The following is a 14761-nucleotide window of genomic DNA, read 5'->3' as shown; positions in this document are numbered from 1 at the left end:
GCGGGCTACGGCCGCAGGCCGTGGCCCGGCGTCGCGTCCTCGTCCACCGGGCGGTCCAGGCGGGCGTCGAAGGCCGCGAGCGGGCGGGCCGCCTCGACGGCCGGGGCGTCGACGCCGGCCCAGGCCAGGATGCGGGCGGTGGCGTTCTCCCGCTCGGCGTCGGCGAGTCCGGCGACGTTGGCGCCGTGGTTGGCGCCGGGCGCGTAGTAGACGTAGCTGTCGCGGGCGCCCTTGCCGAGGCGGAAGGGCTCGGCGCCCCACGGGTCGTGCTCGCCGTAGACGAAGAGCATCCGGTTCGCGTTCTTGCGGACCCAGTCGTCGACGTCGCGCATCACCCACGGCTTGAACGTCATGGGGATCTCGCGGGGCACGAAGTTCGAGGCGGGCTGGTAGCCGTAGCGGCTGAGCCCGGCGAGGTGCGGCTGCCGGATGGAGGGCGAGCCGAGCTCGGTGGCCGCCTGGTAGTAGTACGGCGTGTAGTACTCCAGGCCCTGGTCGGTGTAGGCGGACCAGCCGGCGTAGGTGTCGATCGTCTCGTAGACGGTGTCGTCGCTCGCGGTCTTCGCGTCCGGGATCGTGGCGCAGACGTCCTCGCCGTAGTACTGCCAGAAGCCCCACACGAAGTCGAGGACGGTCGCCTCCCACGCCTTGTCGACCGAGCCGAGCGTGTTGAAGGTGACGCCCTCGGCCTCGGCCCAGGTCGTGAACTTCTCCTGGAGCGGGCCGCGCCGGAGCAGGGCCTCGCGCTGCATGGAGTTCAGCCGGTCGCGGCACTCCTTGGTGCCGACGTTCGCGAAGAACCGGTCGTAGGCCGAGTCCTCCTTGTTCACCACGTCGTTGGGGGCCACGTAGGCGACGACGCCGTCCATGTCGCGCGGGTAGAAGCGCTCGTAGTAGGTGGCGGTCATGCCGCCCTTGGAGGCGCCGGTGGAGAGCCAGTTCTCGCCGTAGACCTTCTTCAGCGCGGTGAAGATGCGGTGCTGGTCGGAGGCGGCCTGCCAGATGTCGAGCTTGGACCAGTCGGCGGGCTGCGGGCGGGACGGCGTGAAGAAGCGGTACTCCATCGAGACCTGGTTGCCGTCGACGATCCGGGTCGGCTCGGCCCTGCCCGGGGTGGTGCTCAGACCGTACCCGCTGGTGCGGAAGACGGTGGGGCGGTCGGTGCCCTTGTGGAGGACCGAGATCCGCTGCTTGAACGTGCCGGCCCAGGGGCGCTTGTGGTCGATCGGCTGCTCGAAGTCCAGGACGAAGAAGCGGTAGCCGGCGTACGGCTTCTCCTCGATCAGGCTCATCCCCGGGATCGCCAGGAGGCGGTCCTTGATGTCCGAGCTCTGCGCGTCCGCGACGACGCTGCGGGACTCCGTCTCCGCGGCGGTGGCGGTGGCCACGCCGGTGGAGCCCACGGTGCCTATGAGCACCGAAAGCGACAGCATCAGTCTCAGCGACTTACGCATTCACCCTCCCATGATTCACAACGGTGCCGTGAACCTAGCGGGGTGAACGTCCGGGCCGCCAGACCCGGTTGAGCCTTACCTGTGGCTCAGCACAGGATCCAGCCGGTGGCGGCGGAGCGTCCGGAGACGGTGGCGGTGGCGCGGACGCAGCGGTTGAGCGCGTGCACGGTCACCGGTCCGGCCTGCCGGCCCCAGCGCCCGCTGACGACGGCGGCCCGGCCGCCGCGCGGCTGGAGGGTGACCTTCATGGGACGCGGGGCGCCCGGCCGCTTGGCGAGGACCAGGGCGCAGGCGTAGTGCCGGGTGCGGTAGAGGCGCAGCTCGCCGGTGGCGAAGGAGACCGTGCGGGCGGGCCTGCCCTGGCAGACGGAGACCGCTTCGGCGGTGCCGACGCCGGGCCCGGCCAGGGTCAGCAGCCCGGCGGCGAAGGCGAGCGTGAGGGCGTACGCGACGGGGTGCACCCGCGCGCGTGCGAGGGCCCGCCGGACCGCAGTACCTCCGGGCATGCCCGTCTCCTCCCCCGCCACGCTTCCTGCCGTACACGCATACGACGTACGGGACGCCCGTACGGTTGCCCTGGTGGCGCCGATCAGCCGTTGAAGTACGCCATGACGAGGCCGAGGAAGAGCAGCTCGGCGCCGATCAGCGTCCACAGGGCGGCCCAGCGGGCCGGGGTGGGCGGGGCGCCGTAGGGGACGGTGAGCGCCCGGAGCCAGGCGCCGCCCCCGACGGCCAGGGTGACCCAGTAGAGCCAGCCGGGGACCGCGCCGCACGTCCCCCGCATCACGCACTCCGTGCCGCTCTCGGAGGCCAGGGCGAGCACGACGCCGAGCAGGACCGCCAGGAGGAACAGCAGCCCGGCGCAGAGCGCGCTGCGGCGCAGCAGCCGGACCGCCCGGTCGGGGGCGGGGGCGGTGGGGGCGGGCCCGGAGGCGATGGGTGCGGTGGGGGTGGGGTCGTTCACGGCACCGATCCAACCCCGCCCGCCGCGCCCGGGCATGAGCCCCCGTACTCAGATCGCGGCCGGTTCCTCCTCCGGCTCGGCCTCCGGGTCCGCCTCGCCGATGAAGGTGCGCCACAGGGTCGCGTAGCGGCCGTCGCGGGCGAGGAGCTCGTCGTGGCTGCCGTCCTCGGCGACCCGGCCGTGGTCCATGACGACGACCCGGTCCGCGCGGGCCGCCGTGGTCAGGCGGTGGGCGACGATCAGGGTCGTACGGCGGCCGGAGAGGCGCTCGGTGGCGGCGTTCACCTGCGCCTCGGTGGCCAGGTCCAGGGCGGCCGTGGCCTCGTCGAGGAGGAGGACGTCCGGGTCGACCAGCTCGGCGCGGGCCAGGGCGATCAGCTGCCGCTGGCCCGCCGAGAGGTTCCGGCCGCGCTCGGCGACCTCGTGGAGGTAGCCGCCGTCCAGGGTGGCGATCATGTCGTGCGCGCCGGCCGCGCGGGCCGCGGCCTCCACCTCGGCGTCGGTGGCGCCGGGCCGCCCGTAGGCGATGGCGTCGCGGACCGTCCCGGCGAAGAGGTACGCCTCCTGGGGGACGACGCCGAGCCGGTGCCGGTACGCGGTGAGGTCGAGGTCCCTCAGGTCGGTGCCGTCCGCGGTGACCCGGCCCGAGGTCGGGTCGTAGAAGCGGGCGACCAGCTTGACCAGGGTGGACTTGCCGGCGCCGGTCTCGCCGACGAAGGCGACGGTCTGTCCGGCGGGGATCCGCAGGTCGATGCCGGTGAGGGCGGTCTCCTCCCTGCCCTCCTCCGGGCCCTCCCCCGCTCCGTACCCGAAGGACACGGACTCGAAGGCGAGGTCGCCGCGGAGCGAGGGCACCGCGCGGGGCTTCTCGGCGGGGGCCGTCGACGTCGGCTCGCGGAGCAGTTCCTGCATGCGGCCGAGGGAGACGGCGGCCTGCTGGTAGCCGTCGAAGACCTGGGAGAGCTGCTGGACGGGGGCGAAGAAGAGGTCGATGTAGAGGAGGTAGGCGACGAGGGCGCCGGTGGTGAGGGTGCCGGCCTCGATCCGGTTGGCGCCGACGATCATCACGGCCGCGGCGGCGGCCGAGGAGAGCAGGGTGACGAACGGGAAGTAGACCGAGATCAGCCACTGGCCGCGCACGCGCGCGTCCCGGTAGGCGTCGCCGCGCTCGGCGAACCGGGCGGCGCCCGCCCGCTCCCGGCCGAAGGCCTGCACGATCCGCAGCCCGGCGACGGACTCCTGGAGGTCGGCGTTGACGACGCTGATCCGCTCGCGGGCCAGCTCGTACGCCTTCACGCTGGAGCGGCGGAAGTAGTACGTGGCGACGGCGAGGAACGGCAGCGAGGCGAAGACGACCAGGGCCAGCTGGAGGTCGAGGACGAGCAGCGCCACCATGATCCCGAAGAAGGTGACGACCGAGACGAAGGCGGTGACCAGGCCCGTCTGGAGGAAGGTCGACATGGCGTCGACGTCCGTCGTCATCCGGGTCATGATCCGGCCGGTCAGCTCCCGCTCGTAGTAGTCGAGGCCGAGCCGCTGGAGCTGGGCGAAGATCTTCAGGCGGAGCGCGTAGAGGACCCGCTCGCCGGTGCGGCCGGTCATGCGGGTCTCGGCGGTCTGCGCCACCCACTGCACGAGGACGGTGACGAGCGCGAGCGCGGAGGCGGCCCAGACGGCGCCGACGGCCAGCCGGTTCACGCCCTCGTCGATGCCGTGCCGGATGAGGACCGGCAGCAGCAGGCCGGCGCCGGCGTCGAGGGCGACCAGGCCGAGGCTGATGAGGAGGGGCGCGCCGAAGCCGCGCAGCAGCCGGCGGAGCCCGTACTCGGTCTCCGGCTCGACGGCCCGGGCCTCGTCCACGTCCGGGGTGTCGGCGGCGGGCGGGAGGGCGGCGACGGCGGCGAGCAGCTCGGGGGTGGCTCCGGCGGCCTTCGCCTCCCGGTCGGGCGCCTCGTCCCGCACCCAGAGGGCGGGGGTGATGCCGCGCTCGGCGTCGAACTCGGCGTCCAGCTCGGCCCGCAGCCCCGCGTCCTCGACCAGCTCCTCGGTGGCCTTCAGGACGTGGCCGGGCGAGACGCCGCCGAGCTCGTCGGGGTCGGTGAGGAGGCGGCGGTAGAGGGCGGAGCGCTCCTGGAGCTCCTCGTGGGTGCCGAGGTCGGCGAGCCGGCCGCCGTCGAGGACGGCGATCCGGTCGGCGAGGCCGAGGGTGGAGCGGCGGTGCGCGATGAGCAGGGTCGTACGCCCCGCCATCACGGACTTCAGGGCCTCGTGGATCTCGTGCTCGACCTTGGCGTCGACGGCGGAGGTGGCGTCGTCCAGGACGAGGAGGCGGGGGTCGGTGAGGATCGCGCGGGCCAGGGCAACGCGCTGGCGCTGGCCGCCGGAGAGGGTGAGGCCGTGCTCGCCGACCTTGGTGGCGTAGCCGTCCGGCAGCTCGGCGATGAAGCGGTCCGCGCGGGCGGCCCGGGCGGCGGCCTCGACCTGCTCGTCGGTGGCGTCGGGGACGCCGTACGCGATGTTGGCCCGGACGGTGTCGGAGAAGAGGAAGGAGTCCTCGGGGACGAGGCCTATCGCGGCCCGCAGCGACTCCAGGGTCAGCTCGCGGACGTCGTGGCCGCCGACGAGGACGGCGCCGCGGTCGACGTCGTAGAAGCGGGGCAGGAGGAGGGAGACGGTCGACTTGCCGGAGCCGGAGGAGCCGACGAGGGCGACGGTCTCGCCTTCCCGCAGCTCCAGCGAGAAGCCGTCGAGGACGGGCTTCCCGCCTCCGTCGCCGTAGCCGAAGCTCACGTCGTCGAACTCGACGGTCGCGGGGGCGTCGGCCGGCAGCTCCTTGGTGCCGTCGTCGATGACCGGCTCGGTGTCGATCAGCTCGACGACCCGCTCCACGCCGGCGCGTGCCTGCTGGCCGACGGTGAGGACCATGGCGAGCATCCGTACGGGGCCGACGAGGGAGGCCAGGTAGGAGGAGAAGGCGACGAAGGTGCCGAGGGTGATCTGGCCCTTGTACGCGAGCCAGCCGCCGAGCGCGAGCACGGCGACCTGCCCGAGGGCGGGGACGGCCTGCAGGGCGGGCGTGTAGAGCGAGTTCAGCCGGATCGTCCGCAGCCGCGCGGCGAACAGCTTCCGCCCCGCGTCCCGGATCTTCCCGGTCTCCTGGTCCTCCTGCCCGAAGCCCTTCACGACCCGGACGCCGGTGACGGCCCCGTCGACGACCCCGGCGACGCCGGCGGCCTCCTGCTGGGCGGCCCAGGTGGCCGGGTGGAGGCGGGTACGGCTCCGCTTGGCGATCCACCAGAGGGCGGGGGCGACGGCGAGCGCGACGAGGGTCAGCGGGATCGACAGCCAGGCCATGACGGCCAGCGAGATCAGGAACAGCAGGACGTTCCCGATGGTCATCGGGAGCATGAACAGCAGACCCTGGATGAGCTGCAGGTCGCTGGTGGCCCGCCCCACGACCTGCCCGGTCGACAGCTCGTCCTGCCGCCGCCCGTCGAGCCGCAGGATCGTCCCGTACATGTCGTCCCGGAGGTCGCGCTGCACGTCGAGCGCGAGCCGGCCGCCGTAGTAGCGCCTGATGTACGTCAGCCCGTAGACGAGCACGGCGGCGCCGAGCAGCAGCCCGGTCCACACGGCCAGGGACCGCGTCCCCGCCCCGATCACGTCATCGATGATCACCTTGGTGATCAGCGGCACCAGCGCGAGCAGCGCCATGCCGGCCAGCGACGACCCCAGCGCGAGCACGACGTCCGTCTTGTACCGCCAGGCGTAGCCCCACAGCCGCCGCGCCCACCCCTCTTGCCGCTCCACCACCGCCACCGTGGCGCCTCCCGTCCGTCCCGGTCTACCGGAAGGCCACAACACGCCCGACGTGCGTTTTCATCCCGCCGCAACAAAGACCGGGCGGTGGTCCTAGGACCACCGCCCACGCGCGCGTGGAGGGGTCAGAGGTGCGTCGGTTCGAACATCTTCAGGAGGGCCGGGAGGACGACGACCGAGGGGCCGGGGGTGGTGAGGGACTTCGACAGGTCGGCCGTGAGGGTCTCGGGGGTGGTCAGGGTGGCCGGGACGCCGAAGGATTCGGCGAGGGCGACGAAGTCGGGGCGGGTGAGGTCCGTGCCGGTGGCCTCGCCGTAGACGTCGGTCATGTACTCGCGGAGGATGCCGTAGCCGCCGTCGTCGACGATCAGCCAGGTGACGTCGAAGCCGTGCTGCTTCGCCGTGGCCAGCTCCGCGAGCGAGTACATCGCGCCGCCGTCGCCGGAGACCGCGAGGACCGGCGTCGTCGGGTCGGCCGCCGCCGCGCCGAGGGCGGAGGGGAAGGCGTAGCCGAGGCCGCCGGCGCCCTGCGCGGAGTGCATGGTGTTGGGGTGCCGGGGGTCGAAGGCGGACCACGCCCAGTAGGCGAGGATCGTCATGTCCCAGAAGCTCGGCGCGCGGGGCGGCAGCGCCTCGCGGACGGAGGCGACCAGGCGGCGCTCCAGGGTCAGGTCCTGGGCGTCCAGGCGGGCCGCGACCCGGTCCAGGACCGCGCGGACCCGGTCGGGGGCGGTGGCGTCCGTGCGGGGCTCCGTCGTCTCCAGGAGGGCCTGGAGGGCGAGGCGGGCGTCGGCGTGGATGCCGAGCGCGGGGTGGTTGGACTCCAGCTTGCCCGCGTCCGCCTCGATCTGGATCACCCGGCCGCGCGGGGCGAAGGTGTGGTAGTTCGAGGACAGCTCGCCGAGCCCGGAGCCGACCACGAGGAGGACGTCGGCGTCCTCCAGGAAGTCCGTGGTGTGCCGGTCCTCCAGCCAGGACTGGAGGGACAGCGGGTGCTTCCAGGGGAACGCGCCCTTGCCGCCGAAGGTGGTGACGACCGGCGCGTCGAGCCGCTCGGCGAGCGCGCGGAGCTTGCCGGAGGCGTCGGAGCGGATCACCCCGCCGCCGGCGATGATCGCGGGCCGCTCGGCCGTCGACAGGAGGTGCGCCGCCAGCGCGGTCAGTTCCGGGCGCGGCGCGAGGTCCTCGGGCGTGGCGTCCATCGCCGTGACGACGGGGAGGAACGTCTCCGCCGTGAGGACGTCCTGCGGGATCTCGACCCAGACCGGTCCGTGCGGGGCGGTGAGCGCCGACTCCCACGCGGCGGCGATCGCGGACGGGATCTGGGAGTGCGTACGGGCCGTGTGGACGGACTTCACGACGTCCCGGAAGCCGGCCTGCTGGTCGCGGAGCTCGTGGAGGTAGCCGTGCCGGCCGCCGCCGAGCCCGGCGGCGGGGACCTGGCTGCCGATGGCGAGGACCGGCGCGGAGGCGGCGGCCGCCTCCTGGAGCGCGGCGAGCGCCATGAGCGCGCCGGGGCCGGTGGAGAGCAGCAGCGGCGCGGCCTCGCCGGTGATCCGGCCGTACGCGTCGGCGGCGAAGCCCGCGTTGTTCTCGGCGCGCAGGCCGACGTAGCGGAGGTCCGAGCGGCGCAGGGCGTCGAACACGCCGAGGGCGTGCTGGCCGGGGAGGCCGAAGACCGTCGTGGCGCCGAGGCCGGTGAGGGTCTCGACGACGAGGTCGCCGCCGCGTCGCCCCGGGGGTGGGTTCAGGGCGGCTTCCGTCTGCGCGGCGGTGGGGCGCAGGACCAGGTCGTGGTCGTGGGTCATGTCGGAGGTCCCTGGGCGTCGTGGGCGGGTGCGGGCCGGTGGTCCGGGGTGTGCCCGCCCGTTCCGTCCTCCCCCGAGGACGTCGTCCGGGGGACCCAGCGGAACGGAAGCCCACACCCCGGGCCGCCGTCGGCCTCTACTGTGCCGTACGGCTCGCCGCGATCTGGCGGCTCATGATCGTGGTGAGCTCGTACGCCGTGTGGGAGGCGGCGACGGCCGTGATCTCGGCGTGGTCGTAGGCCGGGGCGACCTCCACCACGTCCGCGGAGACCAGGTTGCAGGAGGAGAGGCCGCGGAGGATCTCCAGGAGCTCGCGGGAGGTCATGCCGCCCGCCTCGGGGGTGCCGGTGCCGGGGGCGTGGGCCGGGTCGAGGCAGTCGATGTCGATGGAGATGTACAGCGGGCGGTCGCCGATGCGCTGGCGGAGCTGGTCGGCGACCTCGTCGGCGCCGCGGCGGTAGATGTCGGCGGAGGTGACGATGCCGAAGCCCATCTTCTCGTCGTCCGTCAGGTCCTGCTTGCCGTACAGCGGGCCGCGGGTGCCGACGTGGGAGAGGGCCTCGGTGTCGAGGATGCCCTCCTCGACGGCGCGGCGGAACGGCGTGCCGTGGGTGTACTCGGCGCCGAAGTAGGTGTCCCAGGTGTCCAGGTGGGCGTCGAAGTGGAGCAGGGCGACGGGGCCGTGCTTCTTGGCGACGGAGCGGAGCAGCGGGAGGGCCACGGTGTGGTCGCCGCCGAGGGTCATCATGCGGGCGCCGGTGGCGAGGAGGTCGTCGGCGGCGGCCTCGATGGTCTCGACGGCCTCGTTGATGTTGAAGGGGTTGGCGGCGATGTCGCCGGCGTCCGCGACCTGCGCGAGGGCGAAGGGGGAGGCGTCCTGCGCCGGGTTGTAGGGGCGCAGGAGGCGGGAGGCCTCGCGGATGGCGTTGCCGCCGAAGCGGGCGCCGGGGCGGTAGGAGACGCCGCTGTCGAAGGGGATGCCGACCACGGCGACGTCGGCGGTGCCGACCTCGTCGAGCCGCGGCAGCCGGGCGAACGTCGCGGGACCGGCGTACCGCGGGATGCGGGACGAGTCGATCGGGCCGCGCGGGGTGCTCTGGTCGCTGCTCATGGTCGGTGCCTCCTGGGCTGTCGTCGGGGTGCGGCTCGACCGTAAGTCGCCCGAAAGCCACATTGAAGTGTACGTTTCCTCCACTGTCGGGGCGGTTGATGTACGGAAGGACCATGGTCATGGCGCGCACCGATCCGGGCTCCGCCCCTCCGGCGCCACCGGTGCCGCTCGCCGCGCTGCTGGCCCGGCGGGAACTGGGTCTCCGGCTGCTCACCGGCACGGACGAGGTGGCGCTGCACGGGGTGCACACCTCGGAGATGGCCGACCCGTATCCGTATCTGCTCGGCGGTGAGCTGCTGCTGACGGCGGGCGTGCAGCTGGCGGATCCGGCGCGGTTCGTGGCGCGGGTGGTGGAGGCGGGGGCGGCGGCGCTCGGCTTCGGGGTGACGCCGGTGTACGACACGGTGCCGGCGGAGCTGGTCGAGGCGTGCGTGCGGCACGGGCTGCCCCTGGTCGAGGTGCCGCCCGGAACGCCGTTCGCGGCGGTGGCGCGGGCGCTGTGGCGGCTGATGGCGGAGGCCAGGCTGTCGGAGCTGCGCCGGGTGACGGAGGCGCAGCAGTCCCTCGCGACGGCCGCCGCGCGTCCGGCGCCGGTCCCGGCCGTGCTGCACGCGCTGGCCTCGCGGCTCGGCGGCCGGGCGGTCCTGTACGGCGGCGACGGCGCGGAGTGGGCGGCGGCGGGCCGGGAGCTGCCCCCGGAGGCGGCGCGGGCCCTCGCGGAGCTGTCCGGGGTCGTCGGTCCGCGCCCGGGCGGTCCGGCGTCGGCGAGCGGCGAGGGCGGCGGGTGGAGGCTGGCGGCGTACGCGCTCGGCGGCGGCGACGGGCTGACGCTCGGCGTGGCGACGGAGCGCCGCGATCCCGGCGACCACACGGTCGCCGGGGTGGCGGTGGTGCTGCTGTCCCTGCTGACCGCCCCGCACCGGGCGACCGACGCGGCGGTGAGGGACGGGGTGCTGACCCGGCTGCTGCTCGGCGCCCCGGCGGCGGAGGCGGCCGCCGCACTGTCCCCCGGCCCGTGGACGGTGGTGCACGCCCGGGGCGGCGACGGCACGCCGTTCGCCCCGGCCGGCCTCGCGGCGGCGCTCGGCACGGACCTGGTCGAGGCGGGCCCGCCGGTACGGCTCCTGCTGCCGCCGGAGGCGCCGGTGACGGCCCAGCCCGGCTGGACCCTCGGGGTCTCCGCCCCGGCGGAGCCGTCCGCCCTCGCGGCGGCCGACGCGCAGGCGGGCCGGGCGCTGCGGCGGGCGGAGGCGACCCGGTCGGCCCTGGTCCGCCACCGGGCGGACGGCCTCGCCGGTCTGGTCGACCCGGCGGAGGCCGCCGCCCACGCGCGCGTGCTCCTCGCTCCCCTCGGCGAGGCGCAGGCCGAGACCCTGCGCGCCTGGCTCTCCCTGCACGGCAGCTGGGACCGGACGGCCGCCGCGCTCGGCGTCCACCGCAACACGGTCCGCCAGCGGATCGCCCGCTGCGCGGTCCTCCTCGACCGGGACCTGGACGATCCGGACGTGCGGATGGAGCTGTGGTTCGCGCTCGGGCGAAGGTGATCAGTAGAGCTTGTTGACGGCGGTCTTCGTCGTGGTGCGGAAGCCGGTCAGCGGGGCGTCGGCGAGGTCGCCCATCTGGCCCCAGCGGACGAAGGTGACGGTGCGGCCGTCGCGGCCGACGGAGAAGAGGTGGATGTCGGTGTTGCCGATCTGCGGGTCGGCGGTGTCCAGGCTGTAGACCCAGGCGCCCTCCTCGACGGCGAGCTTGCCGTGGTAGGCGCTGACGGCGTCCAGGCCCGGGTTCTGCTGCTCCAGGCGGGTGCCGCAGCCGGCGAGGGACTTGCGGAGGGTGTCGACCAGCTTCACGGCGTCGGCCTCGGTGCGGGCGACGGTCGTGATCTGGACGGCGTTGGTGTCGAGCTCGGTGCCGAACTCGCGGTAGCGGGTGTTCTGCGCCGGGATCTTGTACTCGGCGCAGAGGGCGCCGCCGTTCTCCGGCACGCCGGTGAAGACCGGGGTGGCGGTCCACGGCGTCGACGACGGCGGCAGCTGGGAGGCGGCGAGGAAGGCGGGCTGGGCGGCGGCCTGCGCCGGGCCGGTGGCGAGGGCGGCGAGGCCCAGGGCGGCGGCAGCGGTGGCGAGTGCGGTACGGAACCTGGTCATGGTGGTGGATCCCCCGTCGGGTCGTTCGGTCGGTGCACCACCAGCCTCGGGCCCCGGCCCGCCCCTCGCAACGGTGACGCGCCCATCACCCGTCCCGGAACCATTCCACCCCCGCTGACGTGCAAGGACGTGAGGGATGGGACGCAGGGTCGAGGGGGATGGAATGCCGAAGGACGCCGCCGTCGAGGAGTTCGCGCGGCTCGTGCGCGCGCTGAAGGCGCGCGACGGGAGGAGTTACGAGGCGCTGGGCCGGCGCCTGAGCGTCAGCGCGTCCACCCTCCACCGGTACTGCTCCGGCGCGACCGTCCCGGAGGGCTTCGCCGTCGTCGGCCGGCTGGCCGCGCTGTGCGGCGCGGACGAGGAGGAGCGGCGCGCCCTGGAGGAGGCCTGGACCCGGGCGGACGGCGTCCGGCGCCCGCCGAACCCGGAGACCGGGCACGCGCGCGCGGCGGAGCCCGAGGCCGCGCACGCGCGCGTGCCCGCTCCGGACCCGGGCCCGGAACCGGGACCCACCCCGCCGCGAGAGCCGGCGGCCGGGCCGGGGGACGCGCCGCCGTCGGCCGGGGGCGCCGCCCCGGGCCTCCCGTCCGGGCGGCGGCGCCGGCGGTGGGCGTGGGCGGGCCTGGTCGGCGGGGCGGTGGCGGTGCTCGGGGCGGTGACGCTCGGAGCCGTACTCCTGCCGGAGAAGCGGGAGGCTCCCGCGCCTCCGCCGTTGACGTGGACGGTCGGTTCGGACCTGTGGGCGAGCGGGTGCGGGCACACCTATCTCGCGGAGCGCACGCCCGCTCCCCCGCCGGTGCCGGCCGACGCGCGGCGGTGGGCGCGGGCGGCGGGGGCGGTGCACGGCGGGGAGACGCTGGTGCGGGTGTCGGTGCAGGGGAAGGGCGCGGCGGCGGTCGTGCTCCAGGCGCTGCACGTGCGCGTGGTGGAGCGGGGGGCGCCGCTGCCGTGGGCGGCGTACCGGATGGACGAGGGGTGCGGCGGGGCGGTGACGCCGCGCCGTTTCGAGGTGGACCTGGACCGGCCGCGGCCGGTGGCCCGGTCCCTGGACGGGTACGACGCCTCCGGGGAGGAGGGCCGGACGCTGCCCGCCGTCGTCTTCCCGTACGCGGTCACCGCCACCGAGCCCGCGGAGCTCCTCGTCTCGGCGCGGACGGCGGGGTGCGACTGCAGCTGGTACCTGGAACTGGAGTGGAGCGCGGAGGGAAGGACCGGCACGGTGCGGATCGGGGACGAGGGCGGGGCACCCTTCCGGACGAGCGGGGTGGGGCGAGGGCCGGTGTACGGGTACGACTCCGCGGGGAGGGCCTGGATCACAGGCGGGGAGTCTGGACAGGGCGGGTGACCGCTGGGTAACTTCGAACACGACAGGCTGAGCAAGCGCTTAGACAACTGGCAGCGATGAGGAGGCGGCTCGTGCGCCGTACCGTATTCAACGAGGACCACGAGGCGTTCCGGGAGACCATCCGGGCCTTCATCGAGGCCGAGGTCGTCCCCGTCTACGACGAGTGGTTCGCGGCCGGCCAGGCGCCGCGCGACTTCTACTACAAGCTCGGCGAGCTGGGCATCTTCGGCATCAACGTGCCGGAGGAGTTCGGCGGCGCCGGTCTCGACACCCACAAGTTCGAGGCCGTCCTCTACGAGGAGACCTCCCGCGCCGGCGTGCAGTTCGGCGGCTCCGGCGTGCACGTGCTGCTCGCCCTGCCGTACATCAAGATGCTCGCCACCGGGGACCAGAAGAAGCGCTACCTGCCGAAGTTCGTCTCCGGCGAGGAGATGTGGGCCCTGGCGATGACCGAGCCGGGCACCGGCTCCGACGTCGCGGGCATGAAGACCACCGCCAAGCTCTCCGAGGACGGCACCCACTACGTCCTCAACGGCGCCAAGACCTTCATCACCGGCGGCGTCCACGCCGACCGCGTCATCGTCTGCGCCCGCACCTCGGCCCCGTCCGAGGACGACCGCCGCTTCGGCATCTCGCTCTTCGCCGTGGACACCAAGTCCGAGGGCTACTCGATCGGCCGCAAGCTCGACAAGCTCGGCCTGAAGACCTCCGACACCGCCGAGCTCGCCTTCGTCGACGTCAAGGTCCCCGTCGAGGACCTCCTCGGCGAGGAGGGCAAGGGCTTCTACTACCTCGGCCACAACCTCGCCTCCGAGCGCTGGGGCATCGCCTTCGGCGCCTACGCGCAGGCCAAGGCCGCCGTCCGCTTCGCCCAGCAGTACGTGCAGGAGCGCACCGTCTTCGGCAAGCCGGTCGCCCACTTCCAGAACACCAAGTTCGAGCTGGCCGCCTGCCAGGCCGAGGTCGACGCCGCCGAGGCCGTCGCCGACCGCGCCCTGGAGGCCCTGGACGCGGGCGAGCTGACCCCGGCCGAGGCCGCCTCCGCCAAGCTCTTCTGCACCGAGGTCGCCCACCGCGTCATCGACCGCTGCCTCCAGCTGCACGGCGGCTACGGCTACATGAACGAGTACCCGATCGCCCGCCTGTACGCCGACAACCGCGTCAACCGCATCTACGGCGGCACCAGCGAGATCATGAAGTCGATCATCGCGAAGAACATGGGCCTGTAAGTGCCCGACGCTCCTTCCGCACTGGATGACCTGCTCGCCCTGCTCGACCTGGAGCGGATCGAGCAGGACATCTTCCGGGGACAGTCCCGGTCCGCGATCGTCCCCCGCGTCTTCGGCGGCCAGGTGGCCGCCCAGGCGCTGGTGGCGGCGGGCCGGACCGTCCCCGCCGATCGGCTCGCCCACTCCCTGCACGCCTACTTCCTGGTGCCGGGCGACCCGGGCGCGCCGATCGTCTACGAGGTCGACCGGATCCGGGACGGGCGGTCCTTCACCACCCGGCGGGTCGTCGCGATCCAGCACGGGCAGCCGATCTTCCACCTCTCCGCGTCCTTCCAGGCGTACGAGGAGGGGCTCGACCACCAGGACGCGATGCCGGCCGCGCCCGACCCGGAGTCTCTGCCGACCGCCGAGGAGATGCTCCCCCGGCACCTGCCGCAGGACGTCGCCCGGCGACTGGTCGAGGCCCGCGCCGCCGTCGACCTGCGGTACGCCGAGACCCCGCCGTGGGGCTCGGTCGGGGAGCCGCGCGAACCGCGCTCGCAGGTGTGGTTCCGCACCAACGGCAAGCTCGGCGGCGCCATCGACGAACCCCTGCTGCACGTCGTGCTCGCCACCTACGTCTCCGACATGACCCTGCTCGACTCGGTGCTGCTCGCCCACGGGCGCGGCGGCTGGGCCGTCGGGGACGTGGTCGGCGCCTCGCTCGACCACGCGATGTGGTTCCACCGGCCCTTCCGGGCCGACGAATGGCTCCTCTACGACCAGGAGTCGCCGTCCTCCTCCGGCGGGCGCGGTCTCGGCCAGGCCAGGATCTGGACCCGGGACGGGCGGCTCGCGATCTCCGTCATCCAGGAGGGTGTCGTTCGCGTCCCACGCTGACGACC

Annotated in this window: 11 protein-coding genes; 4 read left to right on the top strand and 7 right to left on the bottom strand. The window is 74.1% G+C overall.

Going from position 1 to position 14761, the window contains the following annotated elements; translation table 11 throughout:
- Positions 1-5: 5 nt before the first annotated feature.
- From AB0E19_RS11890 to speB, 6 genes are all read right to left on the bottom strand, one after another.
- On the bottom strand, positions 6-1454 hold the full coding sequence (locus tag AB0E19_RS11890) for an aminopeptidase (protein ID WP_362177136.1): 1449 nt from the start codon (positions 1452-1454) through the stop codon (positions 6-8).
- An 86-nt stretch (positions 1455-1540) separates the two neighbouring features.
- The gene (locus AB0E19_RS11885; protein ID WP_362177133.1) at positions 1541-1960 is read right to left on the bottom strand and encodes a hypothetical protein; all 420 of its coding nucleotides are present in this window, start codon (positions 1958-1960) and stop codon (positions 1541-1543) included.
- An 83-nt stretch (positions 1961-2043) separates the two neighbouring features.
- Positions 2044-2418 carry a hypothetical protein gene (locus AB0E19_RS11880; RefSeq protein WP_362177130.1) on the bottom strand — a complete coding sequence of 125 codons (375 nt, stop codon included), beginning with the start codon at positions 2416-2418 and terminating at the stop codon, positions 2044-2046.
- Positions 2419-2466: 48 nt separating this feature from the next.
- Positions 2467-6228: an ABC transporter ATP-binding protein gene (locus AB0E19_RS11875; protein WP_362177127.1), complete on the bottom strand. Its 3762-nt coding sequence runs from the start codon at positions 6226-6228 to the stop codon at positions 2467-2469.
- A gap of 134 nt (positions 6229-6362) precedes the next feature.
- On the bottom strand, positions 6363-8045 hold the full coding sequence (locus AB0E19_RS11870; RefSeq protein WP_362177124.1) for a thiamine pyrophosphate-binding protein: 1683 nt from the start codon (positions 8043-8045) through the stop codon (positions 6363-6365).
- Positions 8046-8181: 136 nt separating this feature from the next.
- Positions 8182-9156: an agmatinase gene (gene speB, locus AB0E19_RS11865; RefSeq protein ID WP_362177121.1), complete on the bottom strand. Its 975-nt coding sequence runs from the start codon at positions 9154-9156 to the stop codon at positions 8182-8184.
- 119 nt (positions 9157-9275) lie between these two features.
- Between speB and AB0E19_RS11860 the strand changes: the two genes are divergently transcribed.
- Positions 9276-10700: a PucR family transcriptional regulator gene (locus AB0E19_RS11860; protein ID WP_362177118.1), complete on the top strand. Its 1425-nt coding sequence runs from the start codon at positions 9276-9278 to the stop codon at positions 10698-10700.
- Here AB0E19_RS11860 and AB0E19_RS11855 read toward each other — a convergent pair whose 3' ends face one another.
- The gene (locus AB0E19_RS11855) at positions 10701-11303 is read right to left on the bottom strand and encodes a hypothetical protein (protein WP_362177115.1); all 603 of its coding nucleotides are present in this window, start codon (positions 11301-11303) and stop codon (positions 10701-10703) included.
- Between the two features lie 163 nt (positions 11304-11466).
- Between AB0E19_RS11855 and AB0E19_RS11850 the strand changes: the two genes are divergently transcribed.
- From AB0E19_RS11850 to AB0E19_RS11840, 3 genes are all read left to right on the top strand, one after another.
- The gene (locus tag AB0E19_RS11850; RefSeq protein WP_362177112.1) at positions 11467-12648 is read left to right on the top strand and encodes a helix-turn-helix transcriptional regulator; all 1182 of its coding nucleotides are present in this window, start codon (positions 11467-11469) and stop codon (positions 12646-12648) included.
- A 71-nt stretch (positions 12649-12719) separates the two neighbouring features.
- Positions 12720-13877: an acyl-CoA dehydrogenase family protein gene (locus AB0E19_RS11845; RefSeq protein ID WP_360603279.1), complete on the top strand. Its 1158-nt coding sequence runs from the start codon at positions 12720-12722 to the stop codon at positions 13875-13877.
- Entirely contained in the window at positions 13878-14756 is an 879-nt protein-coding gene (locus AB0E19_RS11840; RefSeq protein ID WP_362177107.1) for an acyl-CoA thioesterase II, read from the top strand.
- The last annotated feature ends 5 nt before the right edge of the window (positions 14757-14761 follow it).

This window comes from Streptomyces sp. NPDC047974 (genome assembly GCF_040653375.1).
GTDB lineage: Bacteria > Actinomycetota > Actinomycetes > Streptomycetales > Streptomycetaceae > Streptomyces.
The sequence above is the reverse complement of the archived record's forward strand: the minus strand, read 5'-3'. Positions and strand labels throughout refer to the sequence as shown.